Origin of the sequence: Zavarzinia sp. CC-PAN008 (assembly GCF_051903925.1) — a bacterium.
Classification (GTDB): Bacteria; Pseudomonadota; Alphaproteobacteria; order Zavarziniales; family Zavarziniaceae.
Genome location: NZ_CP173678.1, coordinates 4,122,117 through 4,138,970, shown reverse-complemented (window position 1 = coordinate 4,138,970; position 16,854 = coordinate 4,122,117). Strand labels below are relative to the sequence as shown.

Here is a 16,854-nt window from a genome sequence, read left to right as displayed (position 1 = left end):
GTTGAAGATCAAGCCGCTAACGCCCCGTTATGGTTTACAGCCGGAATAACGACATGAACCGAGCATCCCTGTCCACGCCCCGGACTCTCCACCCACATGCGACCAGCGAGTGCGATCAGGCTGTTGGCACACCAATGCAGGCCCAATCCCCCCGACTTCCCCTTCTTGGTGCTGAACCCCCGTTCGAACAGTTGCGGGGCAAGGTCGGGGTCGAAGCCGATACCTGTATCGGTGACGATGAGATGGACCATCGTGCGGTCCTGTTCGACGATTAGTTCGCCTTTTAGTTCAATTGTTCCTGAACCTGAGCCACTCTCGCGTATGGCGTCAATGGCGTTAACCATAATGTTTCCAAGTAGTTGGCTCATCACGACGGGGTGCGCAAGAACCGGCGGCAGACTTGCCAGGTCGTTCGCGACCTTGACCGAGATGTCGAGTGCGCTGTCGCGCGGGACGAAACCCGCAAGGTCGCGGACCTGCTCCGCAACGCTGACCGGCATCAACCGGCGCGAGCCGGTGCTGAGCGCCGCATGGTCGTCGAGGACGCGCTCGATGTGCCGATTCTGATCCGCGATCAGGCGCAGATCCTGGGCCCACCCGCGACTCTTTGCCACAATCACGTTGAAGGATTCTTCAACGAAATCGACCAGCGTCTCGCGCCGTTCCGGGCTCGTGCCGCTCTCGCGCAGCTCGGTCAGGGCCGTGCCGACAAAGGTCGAGGGCTTGGCCACCGCCTCGTCCGAGAGGCGCCACAGGCTGACGGCGACGGGGCTCAGGGCGTTGCGGACATTGTGGATGACGCCGGCCGCGATCTCGGCCATGCCGTCGTGGTACGACTGCTCCAGCAGCCGCTGGCGCGCGGCATAGAGCTGGGCGTTGGTGTCGTCGAAGCCACGGGCAAGCGTCGTGATCTCGTCACTGAGGCGCGGGCGCGCGGGCAGGTCCAGCCGCCGGGTCAGGTCGCCGGTCCGCCCGACCTCCTCCACGTGGCGGGTCAGGTTCTTGATCGGGCCGACGATCTCGCGCTTCAGCAGCAGCCAGATGACGGCCATCACAAGCAGACAGGTGACCAGCATCGAGGCGGCCGCGATGGCGACGGTGCTGCGCCCGATGGCGGCAATCTCGCGCGGCAGGCGGACTTCGAGCACCAGCGGCTTGGCATCGAAGAGCATCGGCAGGAGATGGTAGGTCACCATCTCGTTCATGCTGGCTTCGAGCGAGATGTATTCCTCGCCCGCGTTCAGACGCCCGGCAATGTCGCCCAGGTGGGCGGGCAGGCTGCCGTCGTCGGTGCGGTAGATGTTGAAGCGGACATGGGTCTGATCCTCCAGCTGGCGGATCAGCGCGGGTCCCAGGAAACGTCCGGCGAAGAAGGTTCCCTTCACCGGCCCTTCGCGCGTGCTCTGGAGCACGGGGAAGCTGGCGAGCAGCATCGGCCCGTGGCTGCTCATGATGATGCCCAGCAGCTCGTCCGTGGTCGACTTGCGCAGCAGCGGGCTGTCGGCGGGCAGGGGACCGTCAAAGGGCGGAATGGCCAGGCGGTTGCCGTCCTCCAGCGCGAAGGCGGTGGTGCGTACGACATTGCCCGCCGTATCGTAAATGCCCAGCAGGTTGAAGTTCAGGTCGTTCAGGACCTCGTAGGTGAAGGTCTGGCGGATATAGTCCTCGGTCTGGTTGCCGACGAATTCATAGGTCGGGTCCCAGGCACTGATGTCGCGGGCGGGGCGGCTGAACTCCACCTGTTCCTTGGCTATGGCGTCCAGGATGCGGTCGGTGTTGCGCCGCGCAGCGGTCAACTCAAGATCGGTAAATGTCGGCCAGACGATAAGCGCGAACAGCGCCGCGTTGCCCACCAACAGGATCGCAATCGCTATTGCAACTACCCGTAGAATGCGATTGTTTAGCGAAGTGGTCCAATGAGCGCCGATCATCAGCCCCAGTTCCCGGAATGGTGGTCGCAGCGAAATCCTGCTGAGCTTCCCGCTTGGGCAGTTAAAATTGGATGAAAGCTTTCCGAGTTGACCCATTGCACCATGGGCTATTGGAACTTAACCTTTCCGAAGGATTCACGGTCCTGAACTAGTCCCCTGCAAACCCCTTGGCACCGGAGTGGCGGAACCTGCGACGCTGATGGCGAACTGCCCCCGAATCCTGATTGTCGATGACGAGGACGACCTCCTCAAAAGCTATGCCCTCGTGCTCCAGCCCGAGGTCAGCCGGCGGCTGCGCGACCTGGAGGCGGCGCTGTTTGGCGCCAAGGCCGAGCAGGGCTATGAACTGACCTTCTGCACCCAGGGGGAGGAGGCGGTCGCCGCCGTCGCCCGCGCGCTGGATGAGGGGCAGCCCTTTTCGGTAGCCTTCATGGACGTGCGCATGCCGCCGGGCATTACCGGGGTTGAGGCGGCCGAGCGCATCCGGGCCCTGGACCCCGATATCAACATCGTCTTCGTCACCGGCTTTTCCGACATTTCGCCGACCGAGTTCTCCGAACGCGTGCCGCCGGCGGACAAGGTCTATTACGTCGTCAAGCCGTTCCAGCCGGCCGAGATCCAGCAGTTCGCCCTTGCCCTGTCCGAGAAGTGGAAGGCCGAGCGGTCGGCGCGGCGCTCCCACGCCGACCTGGCGCGCAAGAACGGGGAGCTGGCCGACCGGGAGCAGGACCTGTCAGTGCGGAACATGCAGTTCCATGCCGCGCTGGACCACATGGCGCAGGGCATCGCGATGTTCGATGCCGAGGGCGTGCTCAGCGTCTGCAACGAACGCTATCGCCGCCTGTTCGACCTGCCGCACGACCTGGCGGTGCCCGGTGCCACGGCCGCCGCGATCGCCGCCCATTGCGAGGTCGCGGGCCTGAACTATGACGGCCTGGACGCCGGCATTGAGCACCTGTCCCTGGTGCCCGGCGGCGCACCCGGCCTGTACCAGCAGCGCCTGGCCAGTGGCCGGGTGATTGCGGTCGCCCACCAGCGCATGGCCGATGGCGGCTGCGTCCAGACGTTCGAGGACGTGACCGAGCGGCTTCTGGTGCAGTCACGCATCGAGTACCTGGCGCATCACGACTACCTGACCGAACTGCCGAACCGGGCCCTGTTCCAGGACCGCCTGGAGACCGCCCTGTCGCGCGCGCGGCGGACCCAGGACGGCGTGGCGATCCTGTGCATCGACCTGGACCGCTTCAAGCGGGTCAACGATTCGCTGGGCCACCATGTGGGCGACGCCCTGTTGCAGGAAGCGGCACGGCGCATCGCCGCCTGCGTGCGCGAGAGCGATACGGTCGCCCGCCTGGGCGGCGACGAGTTCGCGGTGATCCAGCTGGACGCCAACCAGCCGGCTGCCGCGGCCACGCTGGCGGAGCGCATCCTGCAGATGCTGGGCGAGCCACTGGAGGTCGAGGGACACCACCTGACGACGGGCGCCAGCATCGGCATCGCCCTGTCGGAAGGCGGGGAAAGCGATCCCAGCCAGCTGCTGAAGAGCGCCGACCTGGCCCTGTACCGCGCGAAGCAGGACGGGCGGGACATGTTCCGCTTCTTCGACGCCAGCATGGATGCCCGCGCCCAGGAAATCCGCAAGATCGAGGACGACCTGCGGCGCGCCCTGGCGCTGCAGTCCTTCGTCAACTACTACCAGCCGATCCTGGACCTGCACACGCAATCGGTCGTCAGCTTCGAGGCGCTGGTGCGCTGGATCGACCCGGTGCGCGGCATGATCCCGCCGGGCGAGTTCATTCCGGTTGCCGAGGATACCGGCCTGATCGGGCCGCTGGGCGACTGGGTCCTGGAACGGGCCTGCCGCGATGCCATGGCCTGGCCCCTGCCGGTGAAGGTGGCGGTCAACCTGTCCGCCGTGCAGTTCCGCCTGCGCGACCTGCGTGCGGTCGTCGCCCGCATCCTGGAACGCACCGGCCTGCCGGCCAGCCGCCTGGTCCTGGAGATCACGGAATCCGTGCTGCTGACCGGCTCCGACGGCGTGGTCGAGGTGCTGAGCGACCTGCGCCGGATGGGCGTGCACATCGCCATGGACGACTTCGGCACGGGGCATTCCTCGCTCAGCTACCTGCGCTCGTTCCCGTTCGACAAGATGAAGATCGACCGCTCGTTCGTGATGGACCTGGAAAAGAGCGAGGACGCGGCGGCGATCGTCCGCGCGGTGATTGGCCTGGGCAACAGCCTGCATATCGGGGTCGTGGCCGAGGGGGTGGAGACGGAGGCGCAGCTGGCCTACCTGCGGGAGCAGGGCTGCGACGAGGTGCAGGGCTATCTGCTGGGCCGGCCCATGCCGGACGCCGACGTGCACCGCCTGCTGAGCGCGCCCGCCCCCGTCTAGGATGCCGCGCCTCAGGCGCTGGCGTTGCGGCCGGGCGCGGGGCGCAGGGGGGCGAAGTCGGGGCTGCCGGGGACGACGGGCGCGCGGCGCGTGCCGGCCCCGCGGGCGCACAGCCAGTCGGTCCAATGGTCCCACCACGACCAGGGCCGCGTCCGCGCGCCATCCTGCCAGGCGGCGGCGCCCGGTGGTTCGCCCGGATTGTCGAGGCATGCGCGCTCCGCGACGGCGGGACCGCAGAGCAGGCCGCCGGTGGCGGCCGCGGGCACCAGCGCACGGCTGACCGCGCCGCCGAACAGGTCGGCCGAACCCAGCACGGCAGCGGGCGGCGCCAGGGGATCGGCCGCGGCGGCCAGGATGTAGATCTCGGCCGTCACGCGGCCCAGGTCGATTGGCGTGTTCAGCAGGGTCAGCGTCGCCCTCGCCAGGGCATCGTCGCGCACGAGATCCAGCATCTCGCGCAGCAGGGCGCCGGGAGCGGGCGCCGGCGCGCCGGCCCAGAGGCTGGCGCTGTCGCCGTCGTCGGGCTGGGCCAGGACGTAGCGGCGCTCGAAGTCGGCGGCAAGGCGCTCGACATCGTCGGCGGCGTGGGCGCGCGCCAGGTCGCGCCAGTCGACCACCGCGTCGCCAGGGGCCGCGCCGCCGCAGCCCAGGCGGGGATCGTCGCGACCGGCCCGGATCGCGCCGCCCAGCAGGCTGAGGCCGGCGATGCGGCGGTCCTGGCGCGCCGCCAGGTGTCCGGCCAGTGCTGCGGTCAGGGTCACGCCGCTGCCAAAGCCGGCGACGTGGCCATCGGCGCTGCGCGTGATGGCGCAGGCGGCGTCCAGTGCCACGTCCAGCGCGGAGACGGTCGCCGCCAGGTCCCAGCCATCGCCCGGCTGGGCATCGGCCCAGGAAATGACGAACACCTGGAGGCCGTTGGCGACGAGGTGGCGCACCAGGCTGCGCCCAGGCTCCAGGTCCAGCAGCCAATGGCGCCCCAGCGGCGGCGGCGCCAGCAGGACGGGGCGGGCATGCACCCGCGGCGTTGCCGCGCGGTAATGCAGCAGCTCGAACCGGGGATGGTCGAGGACGACGGCACCAGGCGTCGTTGCCACCTGGACGCCGACTGCGGCGCGGGCCCGCTCCGCCGCGGCGTCGGCGGCCACGGGGAGCATGTCGCGTGCCAGTTGCAGGGCGCCGATCCCCAGCGCCGCGCCCCCGCTCTGCACCAGCCGGCGGCCCCAGCGGCGGGGCAGGGATCCGGGGCGCAGCGGCCCGCCGGCCGCTGGCGTGGCCAGGCGGAAGGCGGCGGCGACCGCGGTCTGTGCCAGGGCGCGATCCTGCGGCGTGGGCGCGCGGTGCGCCAGGTCGGCGGCATGGGCCTGGAGCGGGGCCAGGGCTCGCTCCAGCGCGGTGCCGCCCCGGTCGCGCGCGACCAGGCCGCGCAGCGCGGCGCCCGCGACGCCCACCAGCGCCAGCGGGTCGGCCAGGGCGCGCCCGGCCACATCGCGCAGCACCTGGGCGCTGCTGGCGGGGCTGGCACCGGCATAGACATGGGGGATGGGCGGCGGCTGACTCACCGGGCGGACCATAGCGCAAACTGTCCCGGACGGAACGCGCTTGCCGGGCAAAGGCTCCTGCGCCAAGGTCAGCGACCTGCGGGGGGTCGTCCCGGCCGCGGCGTGCGTGGCGCACGCCACCGGCCTTCGTCACGAGGTTGTCTTGCGTAGCATTTCCCTGCGTCTGCCCTGGCTCTTGCTGGCTGTCCTTGCGCCTGGTATCGCCCAGGCCCAGCAGGCGGCATCGGTGCCCATTCCTGTCCGCCTGCTGTTTGCCGTCATCGACCAGGACGCCGACGGCGTCGTGACCGCGGACGAGGCGGCGGCCTTTTCCGCGCGCCTGATCCAGACCGTCGACAGCAATCGCGACGGCGTTGTGACCCGCGCCGAGGCGGAGGCGATGCGCCAGCGCCTGGGCAGCCCGGGTGGCCCGCGCGACCTGGACAAGGCATTCCGCGAGATCGACAGCAATGGCGACGGCGTCGTGACGGAGGCCGAGCTGGCCGCCGCGGCACGCCGGAACTTCGCCAGAATGGACCTGCGCGGCCGCGGCGGGATCACCCTGGCCGACCTGGCCGGTCGCAGCATCTGGGTGCCCAACCTGGGGGCCCTGGCCGGTCCGCTGACCGGTCCATGAGGCGGCTGGCGACGCCGCTGGCCGTCGTCCTTTGCCTGGCCTGGGTGGCGCTTGTGGTCAGCAGCCTGCTGCCGCTGGCACGGCCGGCCGGCTTGCCGCCGGCGGCGGAGGTGCCGCCGGGCACGACCCATGTCGTGCTGAGCGCCGCGACGCTGGCCGGGCGGCCCCTGCTGCTGCCGGAGCAGCGCTATGCCGCGCCCCGCTCCGCCGCCGAATGGACGGCGCTTGAGCGGCAGGCGCACCTCCCCCGCCTGGTGCGCAACAGCCTGCTGGCGGCCACGATCGGCGGGCTGGCGCTGAGCCTGCCGCTGGTCCTGGCGCTGCTGGCCTGGACCGTGCGTGCCCTGATGCGCCCGTTCCGCGCCCGGCACTAAGGAAACCGAAACCCACCCCGGTCCAGGATGGGCCGGGGATTGGCCGCCCCCATGGCACCTGTATTGCGTCGCTGACGCAGGCACTGCCATTGCTGTTGTGAACCTGGCAAACCTGGGCGCAGTGCTGAGCCCCGGCAGCCTGGATGCCTCGGACTTCGTCTTTGCCTGAGGTCCCCTGATCCGCGCTTTCGCGGGGATCGGGGGACACTCTGCCAGGGACGGTCAGGCGCTGGCGGCGAGGCGGAGGTCGGCGCGCTCCTGCTTGATCTGCTCGGCGATCAGGAAGGCGAGTTCCAGCGCCTGGCTGGCGTTGAGGCGGGGATCGCAGTGCGTGTGGTAGCGGTCGCCCAGGCGCTCGTCGTCGATCGCCTGCGCCCCGCCCGTGCACTCCGTCACGTCCTTGCCCGTCAGTTCCAGGTGGATGCCGCCGGCATAGGTGCCTTCGCCCTGGTGCACGCCGAAGAAGCCGCGGACCTCGGCCAGGATGCGGTCAAAGGGCCGCGTCTTGTAGCCGGTCGTCGACTTGATCGTGTTGCCGTGCATCGGATCGCAGGACCACACGACCGAGCGCCCCTCCCGCTTCACCGCGCGGACCAGGGCGGGCAGCTTGCGCTCCACCTGGTCATGGCCCATGCGCGCGATCAGCGTCAGGCGGCCCGCCTCGTTCTGCGGGTTCAGCGCGTCGATCAGGTGCAGCAGGTCGGCGGGATCGGTGCTGGGGCCGCACTTCAGGCCGATCGGGTTGCGGATGCCGCGCATGAACTCGACATGCGCGTGGTCCAGCTGCCGCGTGCGGTCGCCGATCCAGAGCATGTGGGCGGACGTGTCGTACCAGCCGCCCTTGGTCGAATCCTCACGCGTCATCGCCTGCTCAAAGCCCAGGTGCAGGGCTTCGTGGCTGGTGTAGAAGTCGGTCTGGCGCAGGCTGGGCGTGGTTTCGCCCGTGATGCCGCAGGCCTCCATGAAGGACAGCGCCTCCTCGATCCGGTGGGCGAGGTCGCGATAGCGCTCGTTCACCGGGCTGGACGAGACGAAGCTCATGTTCCAGCGATGCACCTCGTGCAGGTCGGCATAGCCGCCCTGGGCGAAGGCACGCAGCAGGTTCAGCGTCGCCGCCGCCTGGCTGTAGCCCTGGACCAGCCGCTTGGGGTCGGGAATGCGGGCCTCGGCCGTGAACTCGGAGCCGTTGACATTGTCACCGCGATAGCTGGGCAGGACCACGCCGCCGATTTCCTCGGTGTCGGAGGAGCGCGGCTTGGCGAACTGGCCGGCCAGGCGCCCCACCTTCACCACCGGCACCGAGGCGGCGAAGGTCAGCACCACGGCCGCCTGCAGCAGCACGCGGAACGTGTCGCGGATCGTGTTGGGGTGGAACTCCGCGAAGCTTTCGGCGCAGTCGCCGCCCTGGAGCAGGAAAGCCCGACCTTCCGCCACCTCGCCCAAGGCCTTCTTCAGGTTGCGTGCCTCACCCGCGAAGACCAGGGGGGGATAGGAGCGCAACTGCTGCTCGACCGAAGCAAGTTCGGCCGGATCGGGATAGTCGGGCACCTGGCGGATGGGGAACGAACGCCAGGACGATGGGCTCCAGGACTTGGGCATGAAGGGGCCTTTTGGACAGGGCCGTGAACGACAAGAGGCGAGATATACGCGCAACGCCGCCGACATTCCAGCTTTGGGGCCAACCTACGGCGCCAGCACGCGGGGCTGGCATGCATGATCGGAAGCGACCGGGCCAAGGCAACCTTTCGCACCATGGTGGGCGGCGTCTCGGTGGGAAAGCGCCGCCAGCGGACAGTGCACGCGCCTGCCCTATCGACAGCGGCGCCAAGCTCTGCCTAGCTGTTGAGGTTTGGGTGCGGTGCATCACGAACTTCTGCACTGCACATGCGGTCCTGTGGGGCCAGGCGGGAGATGGGTCGCGCGTGGGGATTGGACACAGGACAGGACGACGGGACGGCCAAGGGGCCGGGTGCCGCCGGGCATGACCGGGGGGCGGGCCAGCGTCATCGCGGGCTGTGCCGTGCTCTTGCCCGGCCATGGCTTCCAGCGCCTGGACGTGGCGCTGTCGGGCGGGCGGATCGCCGGCCTGGGCCATGACCTGGGCGCCGGGCAGCGGCTGGACGGGCGCGGGCTGTTCCTGCTGCCGGGCATTGTCGACGTCCATGGCGATGCCTTCGAGCGGCAGATCATGCCGCGGCCCGGCGTGCAGTTTCCGCTGGACCTGGCGCTGGTCGACAGTGACCGGCAAATCCTGGCGCATGGCATCACCACCGCGTTTCATGGGATCACCTGGTCGTGGGAGCCGGGCCTGCGCGGCACCGCCATGGTGCACACGCTGCTGGATCTGCTGGAGACGCTGGCCCCGCAGCTTGGCGCAGACACCCGCGTGCACCTGCGTTTCGAGGCGTTCAATGTCGACGCGGCGGAGGCCGCTTGTGCCCTGCTCGACGGCGGGCGCATCGGCATCCTGGCCTTCAACGATCATCTGGCGCACCTGGAGGCAGCCTGTGCCCGCGGCACCGCCGGACGCTATGCCGAACGGGCGGGCCTGACGGTCGCGGCGCTGGAGGCCCTGCTGCAGCGGACCAAGGCGCGCGCGGGAGAGGTGCCGGCCGCCCTGCGTCGCCTGGGCCTGGCGGCGCGGCGCGCCGGCCTGCCCGTCTTCTCGCACGACGACCCCGATCCCGACACGCGCCGCCGCCTGCACGCGCTGGGGGCGCGGGTCTGCGAGTTTCCGGAAACCGCCGAGACGGCGCGCATGGCCCTGGCGCTGGGGGGGCAGGTCGTGTGCGGTGCGCCCAACGTGATCCGCGGCGGCAGCCACGCGGGCAAGGTGTCTGCCGGCGCCATGGTCGCGGCCGGCCTGTGCACGGTCCTGGCGTCCGACTACTACTACCCGGCACTGCTTGCCGCCCCGTTCACCCTGGCGCGCGACGGCGTCCTGCCGCTGGAGCGCGCCTGGGATCTGGTTTCGACCAATGCCGCGCGGGTGGCGGGCCTGGCCGACCGCGGCGCCATCGCGGCCGGCCTTCGGGCGGACCTGGTCCTGGTCGAGGCGGAACCGATCCCCAGCGTGGTCGCGACCTTTGTCGGCGGGCGCCTGGCCTATGCGGCGCCCGGCCTGGTCGAGCGGTTGCAGCCGGCCGCGGCGGTCGTCGCCGCCTGAGCCCGGATGTGACGCCGTGTGCCGGCGGATGCCGGGGACGCGGAGCACCCCCACACGCAACGCGGACCTGGCCTTGTTGCGGATCGCTATCATCATCGGTGATTCGGCCCTCCCGACCGCCGGGGCCGGCAGGCTCGTGCAGCCGGGGCCCGAGGTCGGGGAACGTCCGCCCGAAAGGCCCGTTGCGTAGACCATGCGACACGCTCTCATCCTGATCCTGGCGGCCCTCAGCGTCGCCGGCTGTGCAGCCGTGCCCGAAGATCCGATCGAGCGCGAGGAATACGAGCTCGCCAACGATCCGCTGGAGCCGACCAACCGCGCGATCTTCGATGCGAACCAGTTTCTGGACCGCAACGTGCTGAAGCCCGTCGCCACCGCCTATGATGAGCATGTGCCCGAGGAAGGGCGCGATGGCGTGCGCAACTTCGTCAACAACCTGGCCGAGCCGACAGTCCTGGTGAATGACGTTCTGCAGGGCAATTTCGAACGGGCCTGGAACACCACGCAGCGGTTCGTGGTCAATTCGACGGCGGGCGTTGGCGGCCTGTTCGACGTCGCCGGAGACCACCTGGATCTGCCGCATCACCAGGCCGATTTCGGCCAGACCTTTGGCGTGTGGGGGATCGAGCAGGGGCCGGCGGTGCAATTGCCACTCCTGGGTCCGTCCAATGCGCGCGATGCCGTGGGTACGGTCATGGGCTTCGTCGCCAATCCGCTGGGCTTCATCGATTCGGGGACGATGTCGTCGATCACCTATGCGGGCCTGGGCAGCGGCACGATCGACGGGCGGGCACGAGCCCTGCCCGTGACGAACGACCTGGAGGCGAATTCGCTGGACTACTATTCCGCCAGCCGCAGCCTGGCCTCCCAGTACCGCGACCGCATGGTCCAGGAAGGCAAGGACGGCCTGGTGGGCAACGAGCCCCAGGGCGAAGTCACGATCGACCCCGACAGCGTCGTCATCGAGTAGTCGCGGGGCCCTGCCTTCCCGTCGATGGTCACATTCGCCCCGGGGTCATGCCGGGGTGGCCTGCTGCTGCCCACGGGCAACGGCACCAGGCGCCTTGCGTCCGGATCGTGGTGTTGGCCCGTCCCCCATCTTCGCCTTTCAGGTCAGGCATGAGCGGGATGAAGCGCGCCATGCAGCGGGCCCTGCCGGCATCGCTCGACTGAGCCGAACGACCGGTTCATGGCGTGATCGTCCCTGGCGCGATCACGGCATCGCCGGGCCAGGGCTTGTAATCTAAAACAGATTAGATTAATGGTGTTCGCAGGGCGCCGGAGGGCCGGCGCCGACTGCGATGCTCATTGCCTGGGGCCCGCCATGCGCCACGAACGACAGATCGAACTGCTGCGACGGCTGGAGTCGGCGAAGCCCTCGCTCGACAGCGATCCCTGGCCCCAGGCGGCGGCCTGCGTGCGCCATCCCGCCTCGACCTATACCGACCCCGAGCGCTTCGAGCGGGAGAAGCGCGTCCTGTTCCGCCAGGGCATGGTGGCCCTGGCCCTGACGGACGAAATGCGCCAGCCGGGCAGCTACATCACGGCGGACATGGGCGGCGTTCCCGTCGTGGTGATCCGCCAGCGCGACGGGTCGATCCGCGGCTTCGTCAATGCCTGCCGCCATCGCGGGGCGTCGATCGCCAGCGGATGCGGAAAGGTGGCGAACAGCCTGACCTGCCCCTATCACGCCTGGACCTATGGCCTGGACGGCGCGCTGAAGGTGCGGCCCGGGGCCGAGCCCGCGTTCGACGATGAACCGCGCGAAGGCCTGGGCCTGCTGCCGATCGAGGTGGCGGAGGGCTATGGCTTCATCTTTGGCCGGGCGGAAGGACCCGCCTTCACCGCGGACGAGGCGCTGGCCGGCGCGCAGCTGGAACTCGCCGACTATGGCCTGGAGAACTATCACCTGTTCGAGACGCGGACCAACGAATGGGCCGTGAACTGGAAGATGATCCTGGACACGTTCCTGGAGAGCTATCACATCCGCACGCTGCACCGGGACTCGATCTGGCCCGAATACTTGTACAATACATCGATCTTCGATGGCTTTGGTCCGCACCCGCGCAATATCGGCCTGTTGCGCAGCGTCCTGGGCGAGTTCGAGAAGCCGGAGGCGGAGCGCGCGCTGCTGCCGCATGCGACCACGCAATACATCCTGGTGCCGTCCGGCCTGATCACCTATCAACGCAACCACATCCAGCTGTGGCGCGTGACACCGCTGGCGGTCAATCGCACGCGCGTCATGACCAGCATCTTCACCGCCGAGAAGGCGGAGACGGAGAAGGCCCAGAAATACTGGTCGCGCAACATGGACGCGCTGGTCGGCGTCACGGGGCGGGAGGATTTCCCCCTGATGGAGCAGATCCAGGCAAACCTGTCCTCTGGCGCGCTGCCCGAACTTGTCTTCGGCAAGCTGGAGCCGGGCCTGATCCACTTCCATGAGGCGGTCCAGGCCGCCCTGGACAAGGCGGCCACCTGATGGACCTGGGACACAAGGACGCCGCCGTCCTCATCACGGGCGGAGCCAGCCATATCGGCCGTGGCATCACCCTGTCCTTCGCGCGCGAGGGGTCGGCCATCGCCCTGGTGGACAAGGACCTGCCCCAGGCGGAACGCACGGCCGCCGATGCGGTGGCGGCGGGTGCCACGGCCTGCACGGCGATCGAGGCCGACCTGAGCGACCATGCCGCCGCGGCCCAGGCCGTTGCCGTGGCGACCGACACGCTGGGCCAAGTGGACGTGCTGGTCGCCAATGTCGGCTGGAACCGGCCAGGATTCTTCCTGGACTGCCCGCCAGAGGACTGGGACCACCTGCTCCACGTGAACCTGTCGGCGACCATGGCCTGCGTGCGCGCCGTGCTGCCGGGCATGATCGAGCGTCGGCGCGGCGCCATCGTCGCCACCACGTCGACCGCCGCCTTTGGTGAGCCGCGCCAGGGCGTCTATGCGGCGGCCAAGGCAGGCGTGATCGCCTTCATCCGCACGATCGCGCAGGAGTATGGCCGCTTCGGAATCCGCGCCAACCTGGTGGCGCCGGGCCTGGTCCTGCCGCAGGACGACGCCAGCCTGGGCGCGCAGTCGCTGTGGCGGGACAAGGACGCCGTGATGAACGACGCGCAGACCAAGTACGTGGTCGACCGCACACCACTGCGCCGCCTGTCCCAGCCGGACGACATTGCAGCGTCCGTCCTCTTCCTCGCCTCCGACACGGCCGCCCGGCAGCTGACCGGCCAGCTGCTCACCGTCTCTGGCGGCTTCCAGATGCGCTGAGGCGCCCACCCACACGGAATTCAGGAGTACCGACCATGCATGTTGGCCTGGGCCTCAGCTTCCAGAACCTGGACCGCAAGCTGACGGATCGCGAAGTCTACCAGCACGAACTGGCTTTGGCGGCGCGGGCGGAAGATTGCGGCTTCGAGTCCATCTGGACGCCGGAACATCACTTCACCGACTACATGATGACGCCGATCGTGACCCAGTTCCTGTCCTGGGTCGCGGCACGCACCAAGAACATGAAGCTGGGCACGATGGTCACCGTGCTGCCCTGGCACGATCCGGTACGGGTGGCGGAGAGCTTCTGCCTGCTGGACCACCTGTCGGAGGGCCGCGCGATCCTGGGCATCGGCCGTGGCCTGGGGCGGGTCGAGTTCGATGCCTTTCGCCAGCCGATGAACGAGTCGCGCCGCCGCTTTACCGAATACACCGAGGCGATTGTCACGGCGCTCGAGTCCGGCGTGATGGAGTACGAGGGCGAGCTCTACAAGCAGCCGCGCCTGGAACTGCGCCCGGCACCGTTTGCCAGCTACAAGGGGCGGACCTTTGCCAGCGCCATCTCGCCCCAGTCGATCGACCTGATGGCGCGCCTTGGCATCGGGCTGATGGTGATCGCGCAGAAGCCGTGGGAGACGGTGATCCAGGAACTGGCCGACTACCGCACCCGCTTCCTGGCCATCAACAAGCAGGAACCGACCAAGCCCGTCCTGAACGTCTTCGTCGCGGTGAACGAGGATCCGGCCGAGGCGCAGCGCATGCGCGACGTCTATATCCAGCGCTATGCCCGCTCGACGGTCGAGCACTATGCATTTGCCGATACGCGCTTCGCCGATATCGAGGGCTATGAGTATTACGCGGGCCTGGCCAAGAACATCGCCAAGCACGGCCTGGACAAGTTCAACGCCTTCCTGGCCGATCTCCAGGTCTGGGGCACGCCCGACCAGGTGGTGGAGAAGCTGCTGGGCACGGTCGGCAGGATCGACGCGGGCGCGCTGCTGGTCATGCTGAGCTATGGCGGCATGCCCCCGGCCGAGGCGAAGGCGAACTACGACCTGTTCGTGAAGCGTGTCCTGCCGGCGCTGAAGGCGCATGACGTGGGCGGCGACATCGGTGTGCGCTACACCCCGCGCGTCGCCGCGGCGAGTGCGGCGGAGTAGGGGCGGCCCAAAGGTTGCGACAACATCCTTCGAGACGGCCTTTCAGGCCTCCTCAGGATGACGCCGGTTGGACTTTTCGCAATTAACCAACGGCGTCATGCTGAGGAGCGGCCATAGGGCCGCGTCTCGAAGCATCAGGCGCTACGTTCGCCTCAGTCCCGGTAGGACGGGTCGTCCTTGTCGAGGGTCGACTTCAGGTAGTCGAAATGAGGATGCGCCTGCTCCTTGTAGGGCTCCCAGCCGGCGGCTGTCTTTTCCGCGATGTCGGCGGGCATGATGTTGAGCGGCTGGCCGCTGGCATAGGCCAGCATCAGCGTCTTGGCCGCCCGTTCCAGGAAATAGAGCGCCTCGAACGCCTCCGCCACGGTGGGGGCGATGGTGGTGACGCCGTGATTGCCCATCATCAGCTCGGAATAATTGCCCAGGACGCCGGCCAGCCGCTCGCCTTCGTCCGCGTCGTTGGCGATCCCGCCGAAGTCGCGGTCGATCCCCAGCGAGCGGTAGAAGCGTGCCGTGTTCTGGTCGATCGGCTTCATCTCCGGGTCCTTGAGCCCGGCCAGCGCCGTCGCGTAGGGCGGGTGGCAGTGCAGGATGACCCGGGCGCGCGGCTGGCGCCGGTGGATCGTGCCGTGGATCGTCCAGGCCGACGGGTCGGGTGCGTCCGGTCGGGTCATCGTCGTGTGGTCGTCGGCGTCGAGCAGCATCAGGTCGCTGGCCCGGATGGTCGCGAAGTGCTGCCACTTGCGATTCAGCAGGAATTTCTTCCCATCGGCCGACACGGCGGCGCTGAAATGATTGCCCACCGACTCGTGCCAGTCGAACTTCACTGCCAGACGAAAGGCCGCGGCCAGGTCGACGCGAAGCTGCCACACGGCATCGTCGGACAGTTCCGAGGCGACGGCCTCCGCAGGTTCGGGTGGCATCACGCGGATGTTCATCGGGGGCATCCTCCGGCAGCAGGCGGGCAGGGGTTCAGGCTAGGGTGCGGGTCGCCGAGAAAGAAGCAGGGATGTTCAAAGTGATGGCGTTTCGCCAAGGCGACGCGTCATTTGACAGGAGCGGACCGGGCCGCTACGCGGGAACCCGGGACGGGATCGCCGGGGCCAGACAGGGCTGCGGGCATAGCGGGGCGCGGGACAGGGCATGACCGACATCCACAACATCGTCATCGTCGGCGGCGGGCATGGTGGCGGCAACGCCGCGATCTTCCTGCGCCAGTACGGGTTCGAGGGGGCGATCACCCTGGTCAGCGACGAGCCGCTGGCCCCCTATCACCGCCCGCCGCTGTCCAAGGCCTGGCTGAAGGGGGAGGCAGACGGCACCAGCCTGCTGCTGAAGCCGCAGGAATGGTACCCGGCCCAGAACGTGCAGCTGCGCCTGGGCGCGCGCGTCGCCAGGATCGATCGCGAGGCGAAGCACGTCGAACTGACCGATGGTTCGATCCTGCCCTATGACGCGCTGATCCTGGCGACGGGGGCACGGGCGCGCCGCCTGCCGCTGCCGGGCGCGGACCTTCCCGGCGTGCTGGAGTTGCGCAATGCGGCGGACGCGGAGGCGCTGAAGCAGGCGCTGAGCGGAACCGGGCGGAAGATCGCCGTGGTGGGGGGCGGCTATGTCGGCCTGGAAGTCGCCGCCTCGGCCCGCGCCCTGGGTGCCGAGGTCGTGGTCGTGGAGCGGGAGGCGCGCGTCCTGGCCCGCGTCGCCTGTGCCGAACTGTCCAATTTCTTCCAGGACTATCACCGCGGCCGCGGCGTGGTGTTCGAGCTGAACGCCGGGGTGGAGGGGTTCGACCGCCTGCCCGGCGGGGGCATCGGCATCCGCCTGGCCGACGGGCGGACGCTGGCCTGCGACGTGGCCCTGGTCGGCGTCGGGGCGGTGCCGAACGACGAGCTGGCGCGCGAGGCGGGCCTGGACCTGCGCGACGGTGTCGTGGTCGATGCCTATGCCCGGACCGGGGATCCCGCGATCTTTGCTGTGGGCGACGTGACGCGCCGCCACCTGCTGCACTATGACCGCGAGCATCGCCTGGAAAGCGTGCCCAACGCGGTCGAGCAGGCAAAGCAGGCCGCCGCGACCATCATTGGCCGGCCGCTGCCGCCGGTCGAGGTGCCGTGGTTCTGGTCCGACCAGTACGACCTGAAGCTTCAGATCGTGGGCCTGCCGTTCACGTCCGACCGGATCGTGGTGCGCGGCTCGATCGAGGATGCGAAGTTCGCGCTGTTCCACCTCCATGGCCGCAAGATCCAGGCGGTCGAGGCGGTCAATTCCCCGCCCGAGTTCATGGCGGGGAAGATGCTGATCGCACAAGGGAAAGAGGTCGATCCGGACAAGCTGGTCGACCTGTCCATCCCGATGAAGTCCTTCCTGGCGGCGTGACCCC

At 68.9% G+C, this 16,854-nt stretch carries 13 protein-coding genes; 9 read left to right on the top strand and 4 right to left on the bottom strand.

Translation table 11 applies throughout. The annotated features are described in order from the left end of the window. Positions 1 to 8 precede the first annotated feature (8 nt). Positions 9 to 1,931, bottom strand: a complete 1,923-nt coding sequence (locus ACI6GS_RS19370) for a CHASE4 domain-containing protein (protein WP_439815108.1) — start codon at positions 1,929 to 1,931, stop codon at positions 9 to 11. 178 nt (positions 1,932 to 2,109) lie between these two features. Here ACI6GS_RS19370 and ACI6GS_RS19365 point away from each other — a divergent pair, with 178 nt between their 5' ends. Continuing rightward, the gene (locus tag ACI6GS_RS19365) at positions 2,110 to 4,326 is read left to right on the top strand and encodes an EAL domain-containing protein (protein ID WP_439815107.1); all 2,217 of its coding nucleotides are present in this window, start codon (positions 2,110 to 2,112) and stop codon (positions 4,324 to 4,326) included. A gap of 11 nt (positions 4,327 to 4,337) precedes the next feature. Here the strand turns inward: ACI6GS_RS19365 and ACI6GS_RS19360 are convergent, their stop codons facing one another. Beyond that, positions 4,338 to 5,885 (bottom strand): hypothetical protein, encoded by a 1,548-nt coding sequence (locus ACI6GS_RS19360; protein ID WP_439815106.1) that lies wholly within the window; start codon positions 5,883 to 5,885, stop codon positions 4,338 to 4,340. Between the two features lie 142 nt (positions 5,886 to 6,027). Here ACI6GS_RS19360 and ACI6GS_RS19355 point away from each other — a divergent pair, with 142 nt between their 5' ends. Continuing rightward, positions 6,028 to 6,501, top strand: a complete 474-nt coding sequence (locus ACI6GS_RS19355) for an EF-hand domain-containing protein (protein ID WP_439815105.1) — start codon at positions 6,028 to 6,030, stop codon at positions 6,499 to 6,501. Then, complete coding sequence (locus ACI6GS_RS19350; RefSeq protein WP_439815104.1) at positions 6,498 to 6,875, top strand: hypothetical protein; 378 nt, start codon at positions 6,498 to 6,500, stop codon at positions 6,873 to 6,875. The genes ACI6GS_RS19355 and ACI6GS_RS19350 overlap by 4 nt, the downstream gene beginning before the upstream one ends. Positions 6,876 to 7,097: 222 nt before the next feature. On the opposite strand, the gene ACI6GS_RS19345 is transcribed toward ACI6GS_RS19350, so the two are convergent. Next, complete coding sequence (locus ACI6GS_RS19345; RefSeq protein WP_439815103.1) at positions 7,098 to 8,474, bottom strand: class II 3-deoxy-7-phosphoheptulonate synthase; 1,377 nt, start codon at positions 8,472 to 8,474, stop codon at positions 7,098 to 7,100. Between the two features lie 382 nt (positions 8,475 to 8,856). On the opposite strand from ACI6GS_RS19345, the gene ACI6GS_RS19340 reads away from it, so the two are divergent. The 5 genes from ACI6GS_RS19340 to ACI6GS_RS19320 all read left to right on the top strand — a co-directional run bounded on the left by ACI6GS_RS19340 (position 8,857) and on the right by ACI6GS_RS19320 (position 14,474). Then, the gene (locus ACI6GS_RS19340) at positions 8,857 to 10,041 is read left to right on the top strand and encodes an alpha-D-ribose 1-methylphosphonate 5-triphosphate diphosphatase (protein ID WP_439815102.1); all 1,185 of its coding nucleotides are present in this window, start codon (positions 8,857 to 8,859) and stop codon (positions 10,039 to 10,041) included. A 193-nt stretch (positions 10,042 to 10,234) separates the two neighbouring features. Beyond that, positions 10,235 to 11,011 carry an MlaA family lipoprotein gene (locus ACI6GS_RS19335; protein WP_439815101.1) on the top strand — a complete coding sequence of 259 codons (777 nt, stop codon included), beginning with the start codon at positions 10,235 to 10,237 and terminating at the stop codon, positions 11,009 to 11,011. Positions 11,012 to 11,365: 354 nt separating this feature from the next. Next, positions 11,366 to 12,523, top strand: coding sequence for an aromatic ring-hydroxylating oxygenase subunit alpha (locus tag ACI6GS_RS19330; protein ID WP_439815100.1), 1,158 nt, complete (start codon positions 11,366 to 11,368; stop codon positions 12,521 to 12,523). Further along, positions 12,523 to 13,314, top strand: coding sequence for an SDR family NAD(P)-dependent oxidoreductase (locus ACI6GS_RS19325; protein ID WP_439815099.1), 792 nt, complete (start codon positions 12,523 to 12,525; stop codon positions 13,312 to 13,314). Before ACI6GS_RS19330 ends, ACI6GS_RS19325 begins: the two co-directional genes overlap by 1 nt. A gap of 35 nt (positions 13,315 to 13,349) precedes the next feature. Beyond that, complete coding sequence (locus tag ACI6GS_RS19320) at positions 13,350 to 14,474, top strand: LLM class flavin-dependent oxidoreductase (RefSeq protein ID WP_439815098.1); 1,125 nt, start codon at positions 13,350 to 13,352, stop codon at positions 14,472 to 14,474. Between the two features lie 152 nt (positions 14,475 to 14,626). On the opposite strand, the gene ACI6GS_RS19315 is transcribed toward ACI6GS_RS19320, so the two are convergent. Next, positions 14,627 to 15,412 carry a class II aldolase/adducin family protein gene (locus ACI6GS_RS19315; RefSeq protein WP_439815097.1) on the bottom strand — a complete coding sequence of 262 codons (786 nt, stop codon included), beginning with the start codon at positions 15,410 to 15,412 and terminating at the stop codon, positions 14,627 to 14,629. Positions 15,413 to 15,617: 205 nt separating this feature from the next. On the opposite strand from ACI6GS_RS19315, the gene ACI6GS_RS19310 reads away from it, so the two are divergent. Next, positions 15,618 to 16,850 carry an NAD(P)/FAD-dependent oxidoreductase gene (locus tag ACI6GS_RS19310; RefSeq protein ID WP_439815096.1) on the top strand — a complete coding sequence of 411 codons (1,233 nt, stop codon included), beginning with the start codon at positions 15,618 to 15,620 and terminating at the stop codon, positions 16,848 to 16,850. Positions 16,851 to 16,854: the final 4 nt, after the last annotated feature.

Coding starts and splice junctions, on each gene's coding strand:
- ACI6GS_RS19370 (WP_439815108.1), bottom strand. CDS start 1,931: ATGATCGGCGCTCATTGGACCACTTCGCTAAACAATCGCATTCTACGG.
- ACI6GS_RS19350 (WP_439815104.1), top strand. CDS start 6,498: ATGAGGCGGCTGGCGACGCCGCTGGCCGTCGTCCTTTGCCTGGCCTGG.
- ACI6GS_RS19345 (WP_439815103.1), bottom strand. CDS start 8,474: ATGCCCAAGTCCTGGAGCCCATCGTCCTGGCGTTCGTTCCCCATCCGC.
- ACI6GS_RS19340 (WP_439815102.1), top strand. CDS start 8,857: ATGACCGGGGGGCGGGCCAGCGTCATCGCGGGCTGTGCCGTGCTCTTG.
- ACI6GS_RS19335 (WP_439815101.1), top strand. CDS start 10,235: ATGCGACACGCTCTCATCCTGATCCTGGCGGCCCTCAGCGTCGCCGGC.
- ACI6GS_RS19330 (WP_439815100.1), top strand. CDS start 11,366: ATGCGCCACGAACGACAGATCGAACTGCTGCGACGGCTGGAGTCGGCG.
- ACI6GS_RS19325 (WP_439815099.1), top strand. CDS start 12,523: ATGGACCTGGGACACAAGGACGCCGCCGTCCTCATCACGGGCGGAGCC.
- ACI6GS_RS19320 (WP_439815098.1), top strand. CDS start 13,350: ATGCATGTTGGCCTGGGCCTCAGCTTCCAGAACCTGGACCGCAAGCTG.
- ACI6GS_RS19315 (WP_439815097.1), bottom strand. CDS start 15,412: ATGAACATCCGCGTGATGCCACCCGAACCTGCGGAGGCCGTCGCCTCG.
- ACI6GS_RS19310 (WP_439815096.1), top strand. CDS start 15,618: ATGACCGACATCCACAACATCGTCATCGTCGGCGGCGGGCATGGTGGC.